Annotated in this window: 13 protein-coding genes; 1 reads left to right on the forward strand and 12 read right to left on the reverse strand. The window is 61.1% G+C overall.

The genetic code is table 11. The features are described from left to right. Nucleotides 1-69 precede the first annotated feature (69 nt). A complete protein-coding gene (locus R3C19_12010) occupies nt 70-1,014 on the forward strand; it encodes a bifunctional riboflavin kinase/FAD synthetase (GenBank protein MEZ6061080.1) in 945 nt (314 codons plus the stop codon). 269 nt (nt 1,015-1,283) lie between these two features. Here R3C19_12010 and R3C19_12015 read toward each other — a convergent pair whose 3' ends face one another. From R3C19_12015 to R3C19_12070, 12 genes are all read right to left on the reverse strand, one after another. Further along, the gene (locus tag R3C19_12015; protein ID MEZ6061081.1) at nt 1,284-3,863 is read right to left on the reverse strand and encodes a glutamine amidotransferase; all 2,580 of its coding nucleotides are present in this window, start codon (nt 3,861-3,863) and stop codon (nt 1,284-1,286) included. 400 nt (nt 3,864-4,263) lie between these two features. After that, nucleotides 4,264-7,818, reverse strand: coding sequence for a hypothetical protein (locus R3C19_12020; protein ID MEZ6061082.1), 3,555 nt, complete (start codon nt 7,816-7,818; stop codon nt 4,264-4,266). A gap of 250 nt (nt 7,819-8,068) precedes the next feature. Then, nucleotides 8,069-10,060 carry a BatA domain-containing protein gene (locus R3C19_12025; GenBank protein MEZ6061083.1) on the reverse strand — a complete coding sequence of 664 codons (1,992 nt, stop codon included), beginning with the start codon at nt 10,058-10,060 and terminating at the stop codon, nt 8,069-8,071. Nucleotides 10,061-10,079: 19 nt separating this feature from the next. Next, nucleotides 10,080-10,979 carry a DUF58 domain-containing protein gene (locus tag R3C19_12030; protein MEZ6061084.1) on the reverse strand — a complete coding sequence of 300 codons (900 nt, stop codon included), beginning with the start codon at nt 10,977-10,979 and terminating at the stop codon, nt 10,080-10,082. Nucleotides 10,980-10,983: 4 nt separating this feature from the next. Next, nucleotides 10,984-12,018, reverse strand: coding sequence for a MoxR family ATPase (locus R3C19_12035; GenBank protein ID MEZ6061085.1), 1,035 nt, complete (start codon nt 12,016-12,018; stop codon nt 10,984-10,986). A 52-nt stretch (nt 12,019-12,070) separates the two neighbouring features. Next, a complete protein-coding gene (locus R3C19_12040) occupies nt 12,071-13,777 on the reverse strand; it encodes a hypothetical protein (GenBank protein ID MEZ6061086.1) in 1,707 nt (568 codons plus the stop codon). A gap of 69 nt (nt 13,778-13,846) precedes the next feature. Then, nucleotides 13,847-15,166, reverse strand: coding sequence for a DUF1501 domain-containing protein (locus R3C19_12045; GenBank protein ID MEZ6061087.1), 1,320 nt, complete (start codon nt 15,164-15,166; stop codon nt 13,847-13,849). Nucleotides 15,167-15,238: 72 nt separating this feature from the next. After that, nucleotides 15,239-15,622: a BlaI/MecI/CopY family transcriptional regulator gene (locus R3C19_12050; GenBank protein MEZ6061088.1), complete on the reverse strand. Its 384-nt coding sequence runs from the start codon at nt 15,620-15,622 to the stop codon at nt 15,239-15,241. A gap of 74 nt (nt 15,623-15,696) precedes the next feature. Then, nucleotides 15,697-16,623, reverse strand: coding sequence for a hypothetical protein (locus R3C19_12055; GenBank protein ID MEZ6061089.1), 927 nt, complete (start codon nt 16,621-16,623; stop codon nt 15,697-15,699). A gap of 189 nt (nt 16,624-16,812) precedes the next feature. Beyond that, complete coding sequence (locus tag R3C19_12060) at nt 16,813-17,769, reverse strand: nitrilase family protein (GenBank protein MEZ6061090.1); 957 nt, start codon at nt 17,767-17,769, stop codon at nt 16,813-16,815. A 127-nt stretch (nt 17,770-17,896) separates the two neighbouring features. After that, entirely contained in the window at nt 17,897-18,418 is a 522-nt protein-coding gene (locus R3C19_12065) for a hypothetical protein (GenBank protein MEZ6061091.1), read from the reverse strand. 31 nt (nt 18,419-18,449) lie between these two features. Continuing rightward, nucleotides 18,450-18,593 carry a hypothetical protein gene (locus R3C19_12070; protein ID MEZ6061092.1) on the reverse strand — a complete coding sequence of 48 codons (144 nt, stop codon included), beginning with the start codon at nt 18,591-18,593 and terminating at the stop codon, nt 18,450-18,452. Nucleotides 18,594-19,214 lie beyond the last annotated feature (621 nt).

A 19,214-nucleotide genomic window follows, 5' to 3' on the forward strand; every position in this document is an offset into this window, starting at 1 on the left:
ACGATCCCGCCCCTCGCCGGCGGAGTCCAGCCGTTCGACGCATTGACGTGCCCCGTTTTTCTTCCAGCTATGTCCGACTTGGATTCTGACCTCTCGCCAGCCGCTGCCGGCGGCATTGTGACGGTTGGCAATTTCGACGGTGTTCATCGAGGACACCAGCGCATGCTGCAGACGCTGCGCGACGTGGCGGCGGCCCGTGCTTCGCACTCCGTGGTTGTCACCTTTCATCCGCACCCGATCACGGTGCTGCGGCCCGCAGCCGTGCTGCATCGGCTGACAACGCCGGAGCGTCGAACGGACCTGCTGCGCCGATACGGCGCGGATCATGTCGTCGTGCTGCCGGTGACGATGGAGTTGCTGCAACGGGAACCGGAAGACTTCCTTCAGTCGGTGCTGATCGATCAGCTTCACGCCAGCGGCATTGTTGAAGGCCCGAATTTTCATTTCGGAAGAAATCGATCCGGCGACGTGCGGCTGCTGCGGAAGTTCTGTGAACAGCGCGGCATGGCATTTCAGGTCATCGACTCGGTCAATGATTCGGAAGAGATGATCTCGTCCAGTCGGATTCGGGATCTGCTGATCGCCGGTCGCGTCGCCGAAGCCGTTCGTCTGCTGGGCCACCCGCATCAACTGCGTGGACGGGTTTCACGCGGAGCCGGCCGTGGCCGCGGTCTGGGATTTCCCACGGCGAATCTCGTCGACACCGAAGTGTTGCTGCCGGCTCACGGAGTCTATGCCGCGGCATGTCGCGTTGACGGCGTCAGCTATCCGGCCGCTGTCAACATCGGCCCGAACCCGACGTTTGAAGACTCCGCCGTCAAAGTGGAATGTCACATCGATGGGCTGACGCAGGATCTGTACGACCGGACTCTGACGGTTGATCTGCTGACCGAAATCCGCGCGCTGAACACATTTGCCACCGCCGAAGAACTGACACATCAAATCCGTCGCGATGTGGATGCCTGCCGCCGTATCTTCCGGGATGCGGATCGGTTGAGTTCGTCTGAGCACTGAGGCTGCCGATTCCCGCGTTGCAGATCCACTTGCAGAATGGCATGCGGATGCGGTCGGACGAGCGCAGCAAGTTCGGGGGAGGGAGCGTCCGCGCAGGTCGCGCCGCGTTGCCGGTCGGCGGAGGCGCGCTCGGCCCTCACGCGAGCATCGCTCCGCTCGCCCGACCTCTCCCGGACGGCTTCGCCTGGGAGAGGTGGAAAATCCGACCGGACGCTGCGCCGGTAGAGGTGGGGCGACGGTTGTAGGCGCGCACATGACAATCGGGTTGTTTACGCCAGGCCCACTCTGCGTCGCCAGAACCATTCCGTCGTCAGCAGTCCGAGCAGCACAAGCAGCAGCCACCACTGGCTCCATAACGGCTGCCGGCGAACTTCCGGCGGGCCAATGGCAACCGGCAGTTCGCCGATCAGGTCGGCCAGAGACTGCGGTCCTGCCAGCACACGACCTCCCGACGCGCGGGCGACGTCTTCCAGCAGTTCAAAGTCAGGAAACGGATTCTGTTGTTCGAACGGATCGTGAAGGATCTGCACGTCCATCGAAGTGCTGTCGACCTGGGTGTAATCTTCATACGCGGTCAGTTCAAATCGCAGTGCCTGGCTGGATGAACCGGATTCCACAGCGTCGGCGATATCCAGTTCAATGGCGAATCCGCCGGCATCAGTGTCGCCCGAACGTTTGGGCAGATCGAATTCTTCACCCCAGGCGACAAACGGTCCTTCTTCGCCGCTGGTGCGAGTCAGGCGGGCCGGCCAGCGAATGGGTGAATAGAACGAGTCGTCGTTGAGAAACTGCTGCGGTTCGACCATCGTCGCGACGCGATAATTCTGCGTCGGGTTGCTGTTTTCGTCGAACGTGACGGCGCGCAGCGTCAGTTTGTCGCCGGGTTTGTAGTATCGCTTGTCAGCCTGAACGACCAGACGACGGCGGCCGATGGACGAGTTTTCCGTCAGCCAGTAGACCGCGTTGCGCCAGAACCTGCCATAGTAGTCGCTGTCGGCAGTTCCCCAGTTGTTGATGAATTCGTTGGCCCACGGCGCCGTGATTGCCGCGGCGACCGCCATTGTTCGGCCGCTGCCGTACCGTCCGACTGCAATGACGGGAAGCGGTGCCGTTCGCACGCTGTCCATCAGGCGGGTTTCGGATGCGGACCGTCCGCTGAAGCCTGACAGCAGCGACGAAACAAACGATGTCTGCCGCGCTGTGATTGTGATGTCGCTGGTTGAAGCCAGTTGCGTGGCGATGTTGGGCTTCAGTTCCAGCCCGGACTGAATTCCCGTGAACGAAGGGAACGCGGCCAGAGCATTTCGGCGCTGCTGTTCGTCTTCCAGGATTCGCCAGATCGGATGCCGTGTCTCGTCGGCAGAGACACGGACGGACGCGTTGGCATTCCACGCATTGTCTCCCGCAATCATCCTGACCGGTAGTGCGTCGGCGAGCTTCGTGTCGGCCCATCCTCCCGAAGCAAAGCTGTATTCACCGCCCGTCATGCACAGACCGCCGCCGCGTTCGCTGACCCAGTGTTCGACCCAGCCGATCTGTTCGTCGGTGACCGCGTCGCGTGAAACGTCGCTGAAGATGATGGCGTCGAACGCGGACAGTTCCGCCAGTGTCACCGGAAATCCGCGGCTGGCGCTCTGGCTGGATTCCACCACTCGGACGGCGTTACCGCCAGGGGCAGAGATGACAACGCATTCAATATCGGGATCCTTCGTCAATGCCTCCTTCAGATCCGAATAGGGACCACGTGCCGAGTACTGATTGCCCCGGCGAACCTGCTGAACGGGCTGCCGGCTGCCTTCCAGATACAGCACGCGAATCTTCGTACGGTCGACATCAATCGTCGTCAGAAATTCGTTGTTGTTGGTCGCCAGTTCGCCGGCTCTCGGTGCGACTGAGATCTTCAGTTCGCGAGTTCCCAGTTCCGATCGAAATGTCAGCGAAACCGGCTGAAAACCACTGCGAAGTGAGACGGGGGCCGAGTTGAGTACGCGTTCCGTTCCGTCCGGATCGACGGCCAGCAGCCGGACTTCCGTCGTGACTCCGTCGTAACCGTAACTTCGCACAAACGCCTGCACATCGACGTCCGAATACTTGCGAACGCGCCGCGGCGCGACCACGCCGGCAATGGCGATGTCACCGTCTCCCGACATATTGCCAACGGGAGCGACATGGATCGGCACGTTCAGTCCGGCGAATGACTTCGCCAGTTCCCGAACGGCATCCGGATCGCGCACTTGACCGTCGGAATACACGACCAGTCCGGCCGGGGGCCTGCGTCCGAATCGGCTGGAAACCTGACGCAGCGCCTCCAGCAGTCGCGAATCGGAATCGACCGGTTCAACTTTGGGAAGGTTCTCCGGCCGCGGAGGATCCGCTTTCGCGACATCCGTACCTTTCTGTTGCCGACGGGAGTCTTCCGCGCCGACATGTTCCAGCCCGACCTGCTGTGCCGAATCGATCGCCGACAGCCGTTGCCCAAACCGGAATAGACTGACCGCCGCGCCGCTGACGCCCGCGGTCTGCCGGTCCGCGTCGCGCATCATCCGCAGAGCATCGCTCCAGCGACTGGACTCACCACCCATCTGCATGCTGGCCGAAGCGTCAACCAAATAGAACAACTCCGGCCGTTCGACTGTTCCCGGTGTTTCCGTGACGGACACCGGGTTCCACAACAACATCAGCAGCACGCCGATTACGGCCGTTCGCAGACCAAGCAAGACTCGTCGACGGGAAATCGAAGCGGGCGGTCCCGCCAGAGTACGAATCAACGCATACGCCAGGACGCAGACCGCAAGCATCAGCCCGGCGGTCGGCAGCGAGATCGGCGGCAGGAATTCGATGGAAGCCAAGGGACAAACCTTCATCCGCAGCGAGTCGGTCCTCGCTTCAACAACTTTATTTTCTCCGGGTCTGCCCCGGTGGAACTACGATCGGTCGGCGAATCGGGTTGCTCGGGCCTTCTGCTGCAGCGCCGTCAGCGGAGTATTGACGGATTGCACGGTTCCTGTCATTGGGTGCGATTCGGGAGGGCGAGGCTCCCGCCGAGCCGCGTGTGCCACAGGACATCCATTGCGGCAGCGGCTCGGCGGGAGCCTCGCCCTCCCGAACCGTCGATCGCACATTCTCACTCATCAAATGACGCCAGCCTTCCGGGCCTGAAACGCTATTGAACAAAATCTTCTGCTTTGCGAGTGAACTCTGGAGATTGCCATCGGAGCCCGTGCGCTCCGTCGACCTGAATGAACCGCGCTATTCGCCGCCTGCTGACAGCACCTGGTAGTACCGTTCCACCAGCCGTTCATATTCCGGTGGCGTCGATTCGTCGCCGTCAGACAGCAGGTCGCCGAGTACCAGTTCCTGAATTCCGGCCTGCAGGTCTTTCACGACGTCCGTTGTCGTTGTCACGTAGTTCGACGGAGGCCTGAAGGTACCCCCGTCACCGATAGCCCAATTGGCCTGTATTGTGTTTTCGTTCAGCCCCCAGCCTCCGACGCGAAGGACATCTTCGAGTTCGTCCGCTGCGGGGCCTCCGAAGCCGCTTCTTTCCAGATCGTCCAGCAGTTCCCGCGCATCGCGGTGCCAGCCGGCAATGTCGGACGTGGTGTTCAGTTCGTTAAGTTTCCGCAGCAGGCCCGCTGCCCTTCGTTCGGCCTGCATCAGCCGCTCAATCCGGGGAGACACGATCAGACGATGAAGTTGTCCCAGTTGCTGTGATGTCAGTTCCAGCCGCTCCGACAGGTCGTCGATCTTGACCTGAATTTCCGCCCGTGAGTCGGTCGCCAATGTTTCCGGCAAATTCTGAACGTCTCGAATCAGGTCATCCGTCTTCAGTTCGTCCATCAGGCGTCCAACACCTGCCGCCGCATCCTGATCCTGAGCGCGGTCTGCCGATGCGATGGCGTTCAGCAGATCCTGCAGCGTCAGGGCCGATTGGGCGAGCCGTTCGGCCTGGCCTTCCAGTGCCTCGCGACCTTCCTGCTCGTCAGAATCGTCCGATTGTTTGCCGCTGTCGGAGGCCTGTCCCGCGGCCTGAGTCGACTGCCGCGCGGTGGTCGGCGGACTTCCCATGCCGCCGTTGCCGAACTGATTCTGAATCTGTCTGTTCAACTGCTGCTGTTGCTGTGCGAGTCGACTGGCGATGTCTCGCGCGCGGGCGATCCGTTCGGCGATTTCGTCGGCCAGAAGTGAGGCGACGTGTTCCGCCAGTTCGCCGAATTGTGCCTCCGCCTGTTCCGCCAGCGTGGCTGCCGCGTCGGTATCACCGCGAGACAATGCGCCGGCGGCTTCCTCCGCGGTTTCCGCCGCAGCCGTCATTCGGTCACGGGCCAGATCGGTCAACTGATCCAGAGTCTGCATCTTCGCTTCGATGTCACGTGCTTCGAGTGCAATATCGTGCTGCCGTTCTTCCGCCTGCTGACGACGTTCCGCCGGAGACTCCTCCTCCGCGCGGGATCCCTCATTGGTCGCGTCACCGTCCGCCTCACCGAACGTGCCGGGCTGGTCCGGGTCAGTCTTTTCCGGCGTTGCTTCGGTCGCTGCGGCTTCATCCGATGTTGCAGCCGGAGAATCTTGTTCAACGGCGCCGTCGTCGGCGTCCGTCGGATTACCGCCGGCCTGCGCCGCCGCGCCGCGCGGACCTTTTGATGAACCGTTCGCTCCAAGAAGAGACACCACTCGCTGTTCGCCTGACTGCAGTTGCTTCAGCCGCCGGACGAGTTCGGCGAGTTCTTCTTCGTCCGATTTCGGCCGGCGAAGTTTCTGAGTCTGCTGCCGACTGAACGCCTGCAGCGCCGCTCTGGCCGCGCGGGGATTCTTCAGCAGGAGCAGCCGCAGCGTCTCACGTCCTTCCACCAGCAGCCGAACCGCGTCCTTCTCCTGAATCACCGCGTTATCGAATTCGGCGACGGAAAGCGAATCGATCGCGGTCAGCATCACGCTCTGCGCTTCGAACAGCAGTTCTTCGCCGCCGATGTTGCGCGACACCAGAAAGTCGGCCAGCCGCACGGTTCCGTCGGCGATGATCTGTTGTTCCTCGACAAGCCGATCAATTGTGGACGTATCGGGTACGGCGTCATCACCGGCAACGCGGATCGTGCGATTCAGCAGGACTCGCTGCCGGCCGATCAGTTCGTCCAGAAACATGACCCGCTCATCGTTCGGCCCGCCGGCGGGCATGTCATCCGGATCAATCACCTGGTACTGCCGTCGGAACGGCCGGATGTCGATGAACCGCAGGTCCGTTTCCGTGCGCTGCGAATTGCCGGGCCGGTTATCGGCGGCAAAAGCGTAGTAAGTGACGCTGTCGCGCTGAGTCAGTTCGAAGAATTCCAGCGGCAGCACTCGTTCCAGCACCGCCTTTGTCTGCGGTGAAATTCCCGGACTATCGTGATCCGCGGACTCCGCCGATTTCAGCTCCGAAAGCGCTGCCGCAAAGTCTTCATAGGCCAGGCGATGTTCCTGCTCGTTGTTGATTTCGAAGACGATTCCCGCGTTGCTGAGACCAAAGTCGTCCGTTGTTCGAATGCGCAGCAGGATTTCCGCCAGAGTGTGAACCTCCAGATCCGGGCTCGGTTCATCAAACCAGACTCGCGGAGCCTGATCGCGGCGAATTCGAATGCGGTGCCTGTTGTCGGGCAGTGTTGTGCCGTCCGCCGCTTCGGCGATGACGGAATATGTCACGCTGTCGTGCAGTGGCAGATCGCAGGTCAGAGTTGTTCCGTCGATCTGCAGCGGAATCTGAGTCGAAGTGTCATCGGCCTGGTCTCGACCAGTTGTCGTCAGGATCAGACTCGCGGCCCGGGGTTCTCGGTCCAGAACAATTTGGAGTCGACCGGCGGATCCTTCGATCGCCGAAATGTCGCCGCCTTCGACCGTCGACACCGGAAGTCCCGTGTAGGCCGGCGGCGTCAGTTCGGCCGCGATGCTCTCAATGCGAAGCGGAAACCGCACGTCGACGCGGAAAACGTCAGACGTAATCGAGCCCGCCGAGAATCGGTACTCGAAGGGTTGCCGAACATCATTCACGGTGACGGCATACGTGTCGTGGTTCTTCCGGGACTCCGTGATTTCTCCGGCAGCAAGGTTCTGAGTGACCCAACTGCTGTCGTCATCGTTCAGGATTCGTGACTGCAACAGAACCGATCGATCCGTTCTTCCATCGACCGCCACCTGCAGCGAAACCGCAAGTCCTTCGGCGACAGTCAGGCTGCCGGGTTCGACATTCAGCGTTGTGTAAGGCACGTCCGCAAGAAACGCTCGGCGCACGGCCGTCTGCCATTCCCAGTCGAGCAACGAACCGGTCAGCAGGCCACCCAGCAGAAAACACAGCCCTGCGATGGCGGCCGTCAGCGAGCCCGTTCTGACGATCGCGGGAAGGTCCAGCGGCAGCGTCTGACGGTCCGTCCGCTGCTGCAGCGCCGCGGCCAGCGAATTGGCAACTCCCTGAGATTCCACCTGCGATTCATCCATGCGGCCATACTGGATGGCGGTCCGGACGGACTGGCCAAGTTCCGGAAAGCTGCGTTCGATCTCCGCGGCCGTATTGGGAGCCGTCCAGGAAAACACGGAACCGAACAGGCTGCGGACCGTGTACAGACCTGCCAGAGCGCAGACCGTCGTCAGACCCAGCAGCCTTGCCGATGGCCCGGGCTCGAATAAATAGTCCGAAACAACCAGCGCCGTGAATCCCAGCAACCAGATCAGCGCGCCCAGACTGACGGACTTCAGCAACTGCACACGGCGCATTCGCGTCCACACATCATCGAACCGACGCAGAAAACGCGACTGAGTATTGGAAGCGCTCATGTTGAGATTTCCGTTCCGAAATGCACCGGATTGCCGAATTCAGGGGTCTGTCAGGTGTTGTTCAATGAATGCCAATGTGGGGCTCACCTCCGGGAGGGCGAGGCTCCCGCCGAGCCGCGTGTGCCAGCGGGCGCTCGATGCAGCAGCGGATCGGCAGGAGCCCCGCCCTCCCGGTTTTTCGCGTCTCCCAATGTCCATGTTTCCTGATTGCCGCGTCCTTGCGATCCATCAATCCGCGGATGAAAGAGGTCTAGACTGTCGTACGATTTGCCAACAACGTCTCCAGCAACAATACACAGACAAGAATCAGAATAACCCAGTGCCAGATTTCGCTCTGTCGCAGATCCGTGGTGGCGACGCCGGCGGCCGCGATTTCGACTTCGCCCGCGTCGCCTTCGTCATGAAACAGAGTCAGCTCGAACCGTTCCGCGAAGTCCTCAACGGTGGCACGTTCCGTTTCTGATTCGCGAGGACTGAAGTTGACGACCTGCCAGTGCCGCCCCGTGGGATACAAGCCCGGCGGCGCGTCATCCGGGATTTCGACGCCGCTGTCGATGGACGCTTCCCGCACCGGGCCGCCTTCCGCAAGACCTGTCACAGATCCCAGCATCTGGTGCACGAACGGCAGGTACAGGCGGCTGCGAGGCCAGTCGCCCCATTGCCGATCCGCCGCGGTGGCCAGCCACAGAACAGTGCCCTGCCCGAAGGATCGTTCGATCAATGCCGGCACGCTGCCTCGAAATGTCGCCAGCACGGAAGCATCGGACGCCGGTTTGATTCGTGTAATCCCGCGAAATGCCAGGCGGCGCAGATCGCCGTTCTGCGGGTCGTTGAATGGAGTGAAAATCGGGTGCTGTTCATTCCACTGATCGAATCGCCACGGCAGATCCGTCGAGACTTCGTTTCCCTGAATCTTCCCGATACCAAGTCCGGCGGACTGCAGTGCGTCGTATCCCGGAGCGGCCACGTTGTCTCCCGTGAACACCAGAAGGCCGCCGCCGGTATTCACAAATTCCGCCAGCTGCGCAGCGACGCTTTCGCTTACGGACGCGACATCCGTCAGCACGACGACATCGGTCGTGTTTAGAGACGGCAGCGCGGCTGACTGCTCACCGAACGGCACGACCGACGGAGCGTACGGCGTTCCCTCAAAGTTCTGTCCGGGGTTCGCCAGCTTCAGAGCGGAGTTCAGAAAATAACTGCTCGACAACAGCGGCGAAGCATGCGGACGCCCGTCGAGAATCGTCACCGGAATCTGTTCCGCCACCATCACTGCCAGGAAACGCCGATTATCGAAGCTCAGCTCGTCGGCCGCGTCCTGCAGTTCGACCGTGCCCTGCCACAAACCGCCGGTCAGCGAGTCGACATGAAAATCGACAGTGACCAGCGATTCGGCCGCCAGCTTGAATCGTTTGGGAATCTGAATCTGCCGCTCACCGTTTCGCAGAATCAACTGAGCAATCTGTTCTTCGACGGGAAACGGACCGCTGTTCAGCACGGTGCATGTCACGTCCAGCCCGTCGCCCGGCCGAATCAGAGTCCGGCTGACGTCCGATGACGTGATCGCCAGATTGTTGACGGCAGCCCGTCCCAGATCATCCACATGGACGGAGACCTCCGGCGGAAAGGAGTCCGTGTTGCTCCAGTCAAGACCGGATCGCTGCAGATCCGTGAAGACATGCAGATCCATCGTGGAATGATGCGTCGCCACCAGAACGTCCCGTGCCCAGGCAAGCGCGGCTCCGAAGTTTGTCGAACGGTAGGACACGTCCGGCAGCGGACCTTCTTTCAGATCCGCGGTCGACAATTCATCGGCCAGCGGGTGAACCGTGTGGTCGAAGAACGCGACATGCAATTCGGCGTCACCGGCGGATTTGTCGATGATCTGCTGAGCTTCCGTGACAGCCTGATCGATCAGTCGCCGGCCATCGACCTGCAGGAACATCGTCGCCGAGCGGTCAATCAGAATCGCCACGGCTCGACCGGTGCTTGCGTCGCTCTTTTCGACCAGAAACGGCCGTGCGAACAGCACCGCCAGCAGAGCGACCGCAACCATCCGCAGACTCAGCAGCAGCCACCGTTTCAGCTTTCTGCGCCGAGCGTTGTTTTCCAGGACGACGCGCAGAAATCGCAGCGTCCCCAGGTCAACGCGACGGCTGCGGCGCCGAAACAGCAGGTGGACGACCACCGGAATCGCCAGCGCCGCAAATGCCCACAGAAAGCTGGTTTGAACAAACTGCACGGATGAACTTTCCAACGACCTAAAAACTCTGCGCTCGCCTGACCAGGTAATCCAGCAGCGCCTTGTCCAGCGGCTGGTCGGTGATCAGCTCAATTCGGTCCACCGCACGATTGCGGCATTCATGGTCCAGTTCGTTTCTCCAGGCATCCACGGCCTGCACATACTTTTCGCGAATGCCGTCGGCCTGTGTTGTGACTTCCCAGCCGCTTTCCATGTCGTGGAAGCGGATGTTGCCCTCCAGAGGAAGATCTCGTTCCCAGGGGTCAAGAATCTGGAACAGCATGACTTCGTGGTTCCGGAATCTCATGTGTTCGATGCCGCGCATGATGGATTCCACGTCGTCGAACAGGTCGCTGATAATCACGCAGATTCCCCGATGCCGAGCCAGCTCCGCGCACTGTTGCAAAGCCCGCTGAGCATCCGACACGGGCCGTGCGGAAGTGGTTTCGATGACGCGCAGGATTTCATCCAGTTGGTGGGGTTTCGCCCGCGGAGCAACATGACTCAGAACCTCGTCGGCAAACAGAGTGATGCCCGCTGCGTCATGCTGCTTCAGCGCCAGATGAGCCATCGCCGCGGCAAGAGCGGATCCATAGGTGAGCTTGCTGATTCCCGAATTGGCGCATTCCATGGAGCCGCTGACGTCCAGCATGATGTACAGATTCATGTTGGTTTCGGCATCGTATTCCTTGACGTACAACCGTTTCTGGCGAGCGTAAAGCTTCCAGTTGACGTGCCGCAGATCGTCGCCGCGGGCATATTCGCGGTGGGAATTGAATTCGACGCTGAACCCCACAAACGGACTGCGGTGAAGCCCGTGCAGGAACCCTTCGACGATCGAACGCGCGCGAAGTTCGATGTTTTCCAGCCGCGAAAAAAACGCCGGATCGACCAGTTGTCGGACTTCAGTCTGCACCACTGCCCTACTCTTCCTTCACAGATTTCAGCAGCCGGCTGATCACGTCATCCGCGTCGACTCCGTCCGCGCGGGCATGAAAATTCAGCACCAGCCGGTGGCGGTAGACGTTGTGAGCCACCGCTCTGATGTCCGCGAAGTCCACGTGATAGCGTCCTTCGACAATGGCGCGTGCCTTTGCGCCCAGCACAACGTACTGCGATGCTCGCGGGCTTGCTCCGTAGGAAATGTATTTGTGGAGTTCCGGGTCGCCGATCCCCTCGCCCGGTCGCGTGGCTGCGGTCAGTGTGGCCGCGTAACGCACGACGGCGTCGGCGATCGGAACACCGCGGATCAGATCCTGCAGCCGAATCAGTTCGTCCGCCGCAAGGACTCGTTCCGCCGACGAAGTCAGCGTGCTGGTTGTTCCTTTGATGATCTGAACTTCCTCATCGATCGTCGGATACCGAACGCGCAGACTGAACATGAAACGGTCAACCTGGGCTTCCGGCAGCGGATACGTGCCTTCCATCTCGATGGGATTCTGTGTGGCGACGACGAAGAAGGGAGGTTTCAGCGAGTAGGTCGTGCGGCCGACGGAAACTTCGTGTTCCTGCATCGCCTGCAGCAGTGCGGCCTGCGTCTTGGGCGGCGTGCGGTTGATTTCGTCCGCCAGCAGAAAGTTTGTGAAGATCGGGCCTTCCATGAATTTCATGGAATGTCCTCCCGTTGCGGCATCTTCCTCCATGACGTCAGTGCCGGTGATGTCGGACGGCATCAGGTCCGGTGTGAACTGAATTCGCCGGAAGTCCAGGTCCAGCGTACGCGCCAGCGTGCGAGCCATCAGCGTCTTTCCGAGTCCCGGAACACCGTGCAGCAGCACATGGCCGCGGCACAGCAGTCCGATCAGCAGCGAATCAATCACCGCTTCCTGCCCGACAATGACATTGGCCATCTCTTCGCGGACTTTCGTCCGGGCGGCCCGCAGTTTTTCCACAACGGCCAGGTCGCCGGTGGACTTGCTGGAAACAGATGGCGCCGTCCGGACTTCCGTCGATGACATTTTGATGAACTCTGCACAGGAAATGTTGAACAAAACAGACCGGTCACCGGGGCTACTCCGCACCGGCCGCCGCGGCCTCATCAGGATCAATCAGGCCGTCGTGGTCTTTGTCGAGTCGGTCAAAATCCAGGCGGTATCCCAGGAATTCGTCCCACGTCAGATCACCGTCGTTGTTGCGGTCCATCCGCTGAAACCAGATCGGACCGAAGGCTGCCCGCTGAGTGAATTCCGGTGACTGTGACACCAGCGAATTGCGCGGGCCGAACAGACTGAAACTGCCCCGCACAAATTCCACGTAGTAGTTGCGAGTCGGTTCGCCGGGAGACAGCCCTTCCTGGCCGTCCCGTTCCATAGACATCAGAGATTCTTCAATGGTCCGCATCTCCCGGAGCGACAGCCGCCCGTCGTTATTGACGTCCATCGTTTGAAAGAAGCCGTACCCGGTGTCATACACGTTGACCTGGCACGTTGACTCAAACGGTGCTCCGGCAACCGTGACGTAGGCTTTCATTTCTTCGCCGAAAATCTTCGCGTCGCCGTCGGTATCGATCATTTCGAACAGCCCGTTCGCGAACCGAATCCGCTGCCCGACTTCCGTTTCATCCAGGTAACCGTTGGCGTCCGCGTCCAGGCGGTTGAATCCCTGCATGGCGTTTTCGATGGCCGCTTCCTGAGGATTGACCATTCGGAATGCCAGAGTCAGCATCACGCCGGCGGAACGCACTCGAACCAGATCCGGGCGCTGCACGGCGTTGACGACTTCTCCAAGCACCGAGACGACTCGGATGGCCGGCTGTTGTTCGGCCGGCCCGGTCAGTTCCACTTCCAGTTCCACATCGGGAATCGTCAGGTGCAGTTGCCGCAGTTCGGCATAGTTCAGCCGGCCGTCGTGGTCACCATCCAGCAGCGCGATACGTTCGTCGGACCACTTGAGTTCGCCGGCGGACAACCGGCGGTCGCGGTCGGCATCGTACTTGCGAGTCAGTTCGCGGCGCAGGTTGACGTCTTCGGCCCGCATCAGCAGGCTGGAACGAGTGACCTGCGGCGGTTCGTCATCCGCGACGAAATTTACCGCCAGCGGGTTGGGATTTTCCTCAGCCGGCACGAACTCACGAAAACTGACGCACTGGTCGTTGTCCGCGTCGCGCAGCATCAGCCGATTGCCCGCAGCCTGCATCTCTTCCGAATCCAGCAGTCCGGACTGGTCCGCGTCCAGCAGGTCGAAGATGGAGGTATCATTTTCCGCCGTCGAATCTTCGCCGCGCAGGGCGATGATTTCGCCCGCCGCGCGAATCACCTGGCTGCGGATTTCGTCCCTATCCACCGACGGCTGCGATCCCAGAGATTCCAGAAACGCGGCGGCTTTCGGCCGCTGCTTTCTGCGAATCAGCGGTGACCGGTCGACTTCGTCCCGGCTGAGTTCTCCGTTGCCGTCGGTGTCCAGCCGCCGCGCCAGATCCTGCACGCACTGCTCGCGAGCTTCCGAAAGACTGCGGCCCTGCAGCAATACTCGAAACCGGAGGTGATACGGCCGGTCGTCCAGCAGCAGAATCGCGTCCCACGACGTGCGACCGAAATCGTCGTCGGCAGCCTGTCCGGAATCCCCGGGAGAACGATCGAACGAACCGCTGTCCCTCACGGCGACCCGCGAATTCGTTTCGCCGTCACTGCCCTGGAAACCCGCTGCAGACGGTGCCAGTGGCGAATGCACGGCGACGACTTCAATCACGGCAGTCAGGATGACAAGACGAAGGAACATGGACGCAGAGACAGAGTTAAAGCGGGCGGAGTTGTCCGACTGGCTTCGTTTGCCCGTTCGGCAAGCGATTCAGCCTTTAAGCACCTGCGAAATCGGCTGGCCACCCGTTTCGACAATGGAAACCGGACGGCCAAGGTCCGAGATATTTTGTGTTTGGTAGTCAATTCCCAGTGCGCCGCAGATCGTCGCATAGAAGTCGCTGACATGGATCGGGCTGTCCTCAACTTCCATTCCGGATTCGCCCGTGTCGCCGACAACCTGGCCTCCGTTCAGGCCGCCGCCCGCAAGCACTGTCGACCATGCCACGGGGAAATGATCCCGGCCGGTGTTCTGGTTGATGATCGGGGTCCGGCCGAATTCCCCCATCCAGATAATCGTTGTTGTTTCCAGCATGCCGCGGTCCCGCAGATCATTCATCAATGCGGACCAGGCGGAGTCCAGCACGTCGCAGAGACCTTTGACCTGGCTGAAATTGTCGTTGTGCGTGTCCCAGCTAAATGCGTTTCCGCCGCTGGTCAGAGAAACCTCGACAAACGGCACGCCGCGTTCCACCAGCCGGCGAGCGAGCAGGCAACCCTGACCAAACCGGTTGCGGCCATAGGCGTCGCGCAGAGCATCCGGTTCGTCATCCAGTTTGAACGCATTACGACCCTGCGTTTCAACCATTCGCATGGCGCGTTCATAGTTTGCCTGATGAGCCAGCGCCGCTTCGCTGTCAACGCGGGCATTGAATTCTTCCTGCAGGAACTTCAGGATGTCGAACCGGTTCTTCATCGCGTCGGCATCGACGTGGGCGGGCGGCAGCATGTTTTCCACCGTCAGATTGGCACGCGTCGTCGGATCGCTGCTGTTACCGCTGACCGTCAGCGGCGCGTACTTCGGACCGAGAAATCCCGGGCCGCCGACGCCGCCGAAGCGAAACGGCGAGATGCTGACAAAATTGGGAAGCTCGCTGTCCGGCCGGCCGAGCTCCCTGGCGATCAGAGCTCCCAGACTCGGATATCGCACGGCTTCCAGCGGCCGGTATCCCGTCAGCATGAGCTGCGAAGCTCGCCCGTGGTCACCTTCCTTCGACGTCATGCCACGAAGCAGAACCATGTCGTTCATCTGCTTCGCCAGTTCCGGCAAGTACTCACTGATCCGGATGCCGGGAACGGCGGTGTCGATCGCCTTGACCGGCCCGCCGTTCCGGTGATTCGGTTTGGGATCGAAGGTGTCCAGTTGACTGGGACCGCCTCCCATCCACAGCAGGATGCATGCTCGTCCGGGTTCCATCGCGGCGGCATCGGCGGCCAGTGCCGGCAGCCACTTCGAAAACGAAAGGCCGAACGCGCTGGCAAGACAGATCTTCGAATACTCACGGCGAGTCAGCGGCTGGGATCGAAACATGAAAGTGAGTCTCCGTCGAAAATTTCGGGACTGGCGATCGCGGTGTGTTCAGAAGTCGCATTCGCCCGCCTGTTACGAGTCATCCAGATCATCGAGCAATTGTCGCAGCGATGAGCGTTCCTCCGCCGACAGGTTCTTTCCCTTCACCAGTTGAGTCAGCAGCGGAGTCAGCGAACCTTCGCACAGCTTGTCCGCGGTCTCCTGCAACTGCCGCGAAATCAGCTCGTTGCGACCCACCGTCGCCCGAAACGTGTGAGGCCACGTGCGGCGGTTTCGCCGGACGCACTTCTTCTGCTCCAGCCGCTCCAGCAGCTTCTGCACCGTGGCGTTCTGAGACGGCCCGGATTCCGGATACAACTGCTGTGTCAGCTCCTTGACCGTGGAAGCATCCTCTTCCCACAGCCGCTGCATGATGGCCAGTTCCGCGTCGGTGACGTCTTTGGGTTTTCGTGCCATAGATTCCGATTCTCCACGTCCCGGCGAAACTTCCTCCGCCGGGAACGACAAGTTACAGACAATGTGTCTTAAATTCAATCGCGATTTTTCGAATTTGCATCGTTGGCGCCCGGCGCTGCGGACTGCAGAAAGAGTTCCGCTTCCGCGCGGGTCATGCTGCGTTCGACGAACAGCCGGTAGGCGTCTACTTCGGAAGCCTGGAACGAATAGCTCACGACGCCGTCGGGAGCCTCAAACTGCCAGACGCGCTTGCCCTTGTGATCCAGGTACAGCCGCAGGTCGGAAAACCGCGCCGCGGCATAGTGCCAGCGAGGGCCGTTGCCGGTGTCGCGGACTTCGAAGACCAGCAGGATTTCGGGATCCGTTCCGGCATTGGAAACCATCGAAAACACGGCTCCGTCGTGAATGTCGTCGCCGGTTTCGTAGCGATAAAGCGGTTGAGGCAACAGTCGCAGTTGCCAGCGACCGCCTTCGAAGTCGACGCTGTGCCCGGAGAATTCGCGTCCCAGCCGCCGCATCTGCAACAGCCGCCCGGGCGCAGAATCAGCCGGCGCCGGTGCTTCTTCGAGAACGCTGAGAGGCAGTCCCGGCTTTGTCGGATGCCAGACATCGCCGAGCTTCGGCAGCGTTGCCGTCAATCCCGAAGGCGCCAGAGAATGCAGTTCATGCACAATCTGCTTCGTGCCGTCGTCCAGCGTGTTTGCGAAAATGGAACCGATCGCTCGCGCGCGGCCGTCGCGCGTCCAGACATGCACGACGCCCTGCTGCGCGTGTCGAACGGGGTTGACCCAGACCAGCAGCGGTTCCCGGCGAAACTGCAGCGGATCGGTGTCGTCCTGCAGCACGATTCGATAGTCCGACGCCACACCGATTAACGCCTGAGTCATTCGCGCCGCGGTATCGTCTTCGTCCGCGTGAATGCCGGTCGCTGAAAGCAGTCCGGCAATGGCTCCGGCAATCAGCAGGATTGTTCGGCACAGTCTTGCCCAAGGGACTTTCATTGTGCGGTGACTCCGGCCCGGACATTGTTCCTGTGCATGAGATTTCCGGCGCGTTCGGTGAACGCCGGTAGCTCCCGAGAATACAGACGTCACGTCTTGACCGCAAGGCGGCAGCGTGTGTGTTCGGGTGGCGGAGCGAAAAGCGGTTCGCCAAAGTTCCGGCAGCCGATTCGGTGGGTGAACAGACCGCTATGTCTTGTACTTCAGCTTCCAGCCCGGTTCGGTCGACGGCGGTTCCGCGGAAGGCTGGACGAGCGCGCCGTACAGATCGGGGCGACGAGCCTTCAAATAGCGCTGGCCGCTGGACTGTGCGACCTTTTCCGCCGTGCAGGTCGCCACGACGACGTCATCTCCCAGCCGGTGGCATTCGGCAGGGATTTCGCCGAAGGGGTCGATAATCATGGCGTGGCCGTTGCGAACCTGGTCGTCGTCGATGCCGATCGGGTTCGTAAAAATTGCGTAGACACCGTTTTCGTAGGCTCGCGTCGGCAGCCAGCGCATCAGCCACTCACGTCCCTTCGGCCCGTTCAGTTCTTTTCGAAGCCGCACTGGATCGCGTTCTCGGTTGTGCCACAGTTCCGGGTCGACCACGCCTCGCCCCGGCATCACCGACGGCAGGCAGCCGGTCACATGCGGCATGAAGATGATTTCCGCGCCGTTCAGCGCGGTGATCCGGACGTTTTCCGGAAGGTTGTTGTCGTAGCAGATCAGAATTCCGCAGCGGCATCCCCTGAGTTCGAAGACGACGAATTCGCTGCCCGGTGTCAGATGCGGGTTCACAAACGGGTGCAGCTTGCTGAACCTCGCCACCAGGCGGCTGCCGTCGACGCAGACATACGTGTTGAAGATGTTGCCGTTTCGCAGTTCAAACAGTCCGGCCAGAAGCGGAACGCCGACGTCGCGCGAGATCTCCATCAGCCGCCGGACGCTCGGCCCATCCGGCACCGGTTCCGCCAGTTCGGCGAGTTGCTGCTTTGAGAACTGCTGCACGAACGTGTAGGCCGAAATGCAGCATTCGTGAAAGCTGACCACTTCCGCCCCCTCGGCGACGGCCTGCCGCGAAAGGTGTTCGATCCGTGACAGGTTGTAGGCCTTGTCGCCGTTGCGATGTTCGAACTGAGCGGCCGCAATGCGGATGTCTCTCATGGCACTTCCCGGTTGCTGATCTGAACCAGCGCTGCCTGTCGGTCGTCCTGGTCCGGCGGATTTCTGACGACGAAGAAGAATGGAATGGGTGCTGATCTCCGGTCGCGGGCGCCACGGCTGTTCCAGGTCACTGCGTCAGCCGAGCCAGGATTTCCTGCACGTCGTCGCGAGACTGTTCGCCGAGAGGAAAGTCCACGCGACCGCCGGAATCGTTTTGAAGAACCGGACAGCTCACAAGACTGCCGTTGATGACCAGTGCGACGTGTTCGTCGACGTGCTCCCCGGCGAATTCTCGCAGCTTCTTCGCGCCGTTTTTCCGCAGGTTCAGTCCCAGCACGGGCACGGTGCCGTCATAGGAAATCCGGAAAGTGGCCACATCGGCAGCGGTCAGCACAGGCTGCGGGTCGACGTAGAAGTCGTCTTTGCCGTTCACCATGCGTTCCCAGCCATCAACGGCGGCCGGGCTGGCCGCGGCAAGCCGCAGATCAGCGTTTCGTGACGGGGGCTCCCCGCTCAACCGCGGCCACAAATAGAACCACACGCTGGCCAGAATCGCGGCGAACACAGCAATTCCCGCTGCGAGCGTCCACAGACGACCGCGCGGCGCGGAATTTGAAGAAAGGTGATCCGAATTCTGTTCTGCAGCCATCGCCACACGGTATGTCGCAGGCGCAGCCCGGTCAAACTTCCGATGGCACGTCTCGCGACAGCCCGACACAACCCTGCAGAGTCAATATGGCGTCGCTGCGGTCCTGACCCAGATCGTCCGTGCCGCTGCCGTCGCGGTCTTCCGTGAAGATCGGCCAGTTGCCCAGCTGATCCACGCCAGGCCATTGAGTTCCGGCCCAACGGGCCAGCTGTTCGTCAAGCCGGGGACACCGCCGCGAGAATCTGTGCCGCGAATGCACCGAAGGCGCAACTGTTCGAGAGGTTGCCACGCATCGCGTTCGGATGTCATGTGATGTCGAAGAAGAACGAACTGTCGTCCCGTTGGGACTCAATCGCAGCGCGTAGATTTCACGGGATGCGGGTATTGCGACTCCGGACCCATGCATAGTGATTCCGGCCCAACGGGCCAGCCGTTCGTCCAGCCGGGGGCACCGCCCCAGGAACGCGGCCGAAAACACACACAGTCCTAACGGGACGACCGTTCGAATTCGATGACACACATCGCGTTCGCGCGTCACGCGTCGTCGTTGAACAGGCTACTGGCCGCCGACAGGTACAGGCAAAGTCCACGCTGGGCGTGCTGCCGCCGACCGCTCCGGAATGGCTTTGCTCGCTCTTGGTGACCCGGCCCAGGCTGTTGTACGTGTACACGATCTGGTTCTCGATGTCGGTGGTATCGTCCGGATCGTCCGTCTGGTTGCCGTGCGACGTGATCTTGTCCACCCGCCACAACTCATCAAACCGCCGCGTGATTGACCGCACAGCCCCGTCCGTGC

It is taken from the genome of Planctomycetaceae bacterium (genome assembly GCA_041398785.1).
GTDB lineage: Bacteria > Planctomycetota > Planctomycetia > Planctomycetales > Planctomycetaceae > JAWKUA01.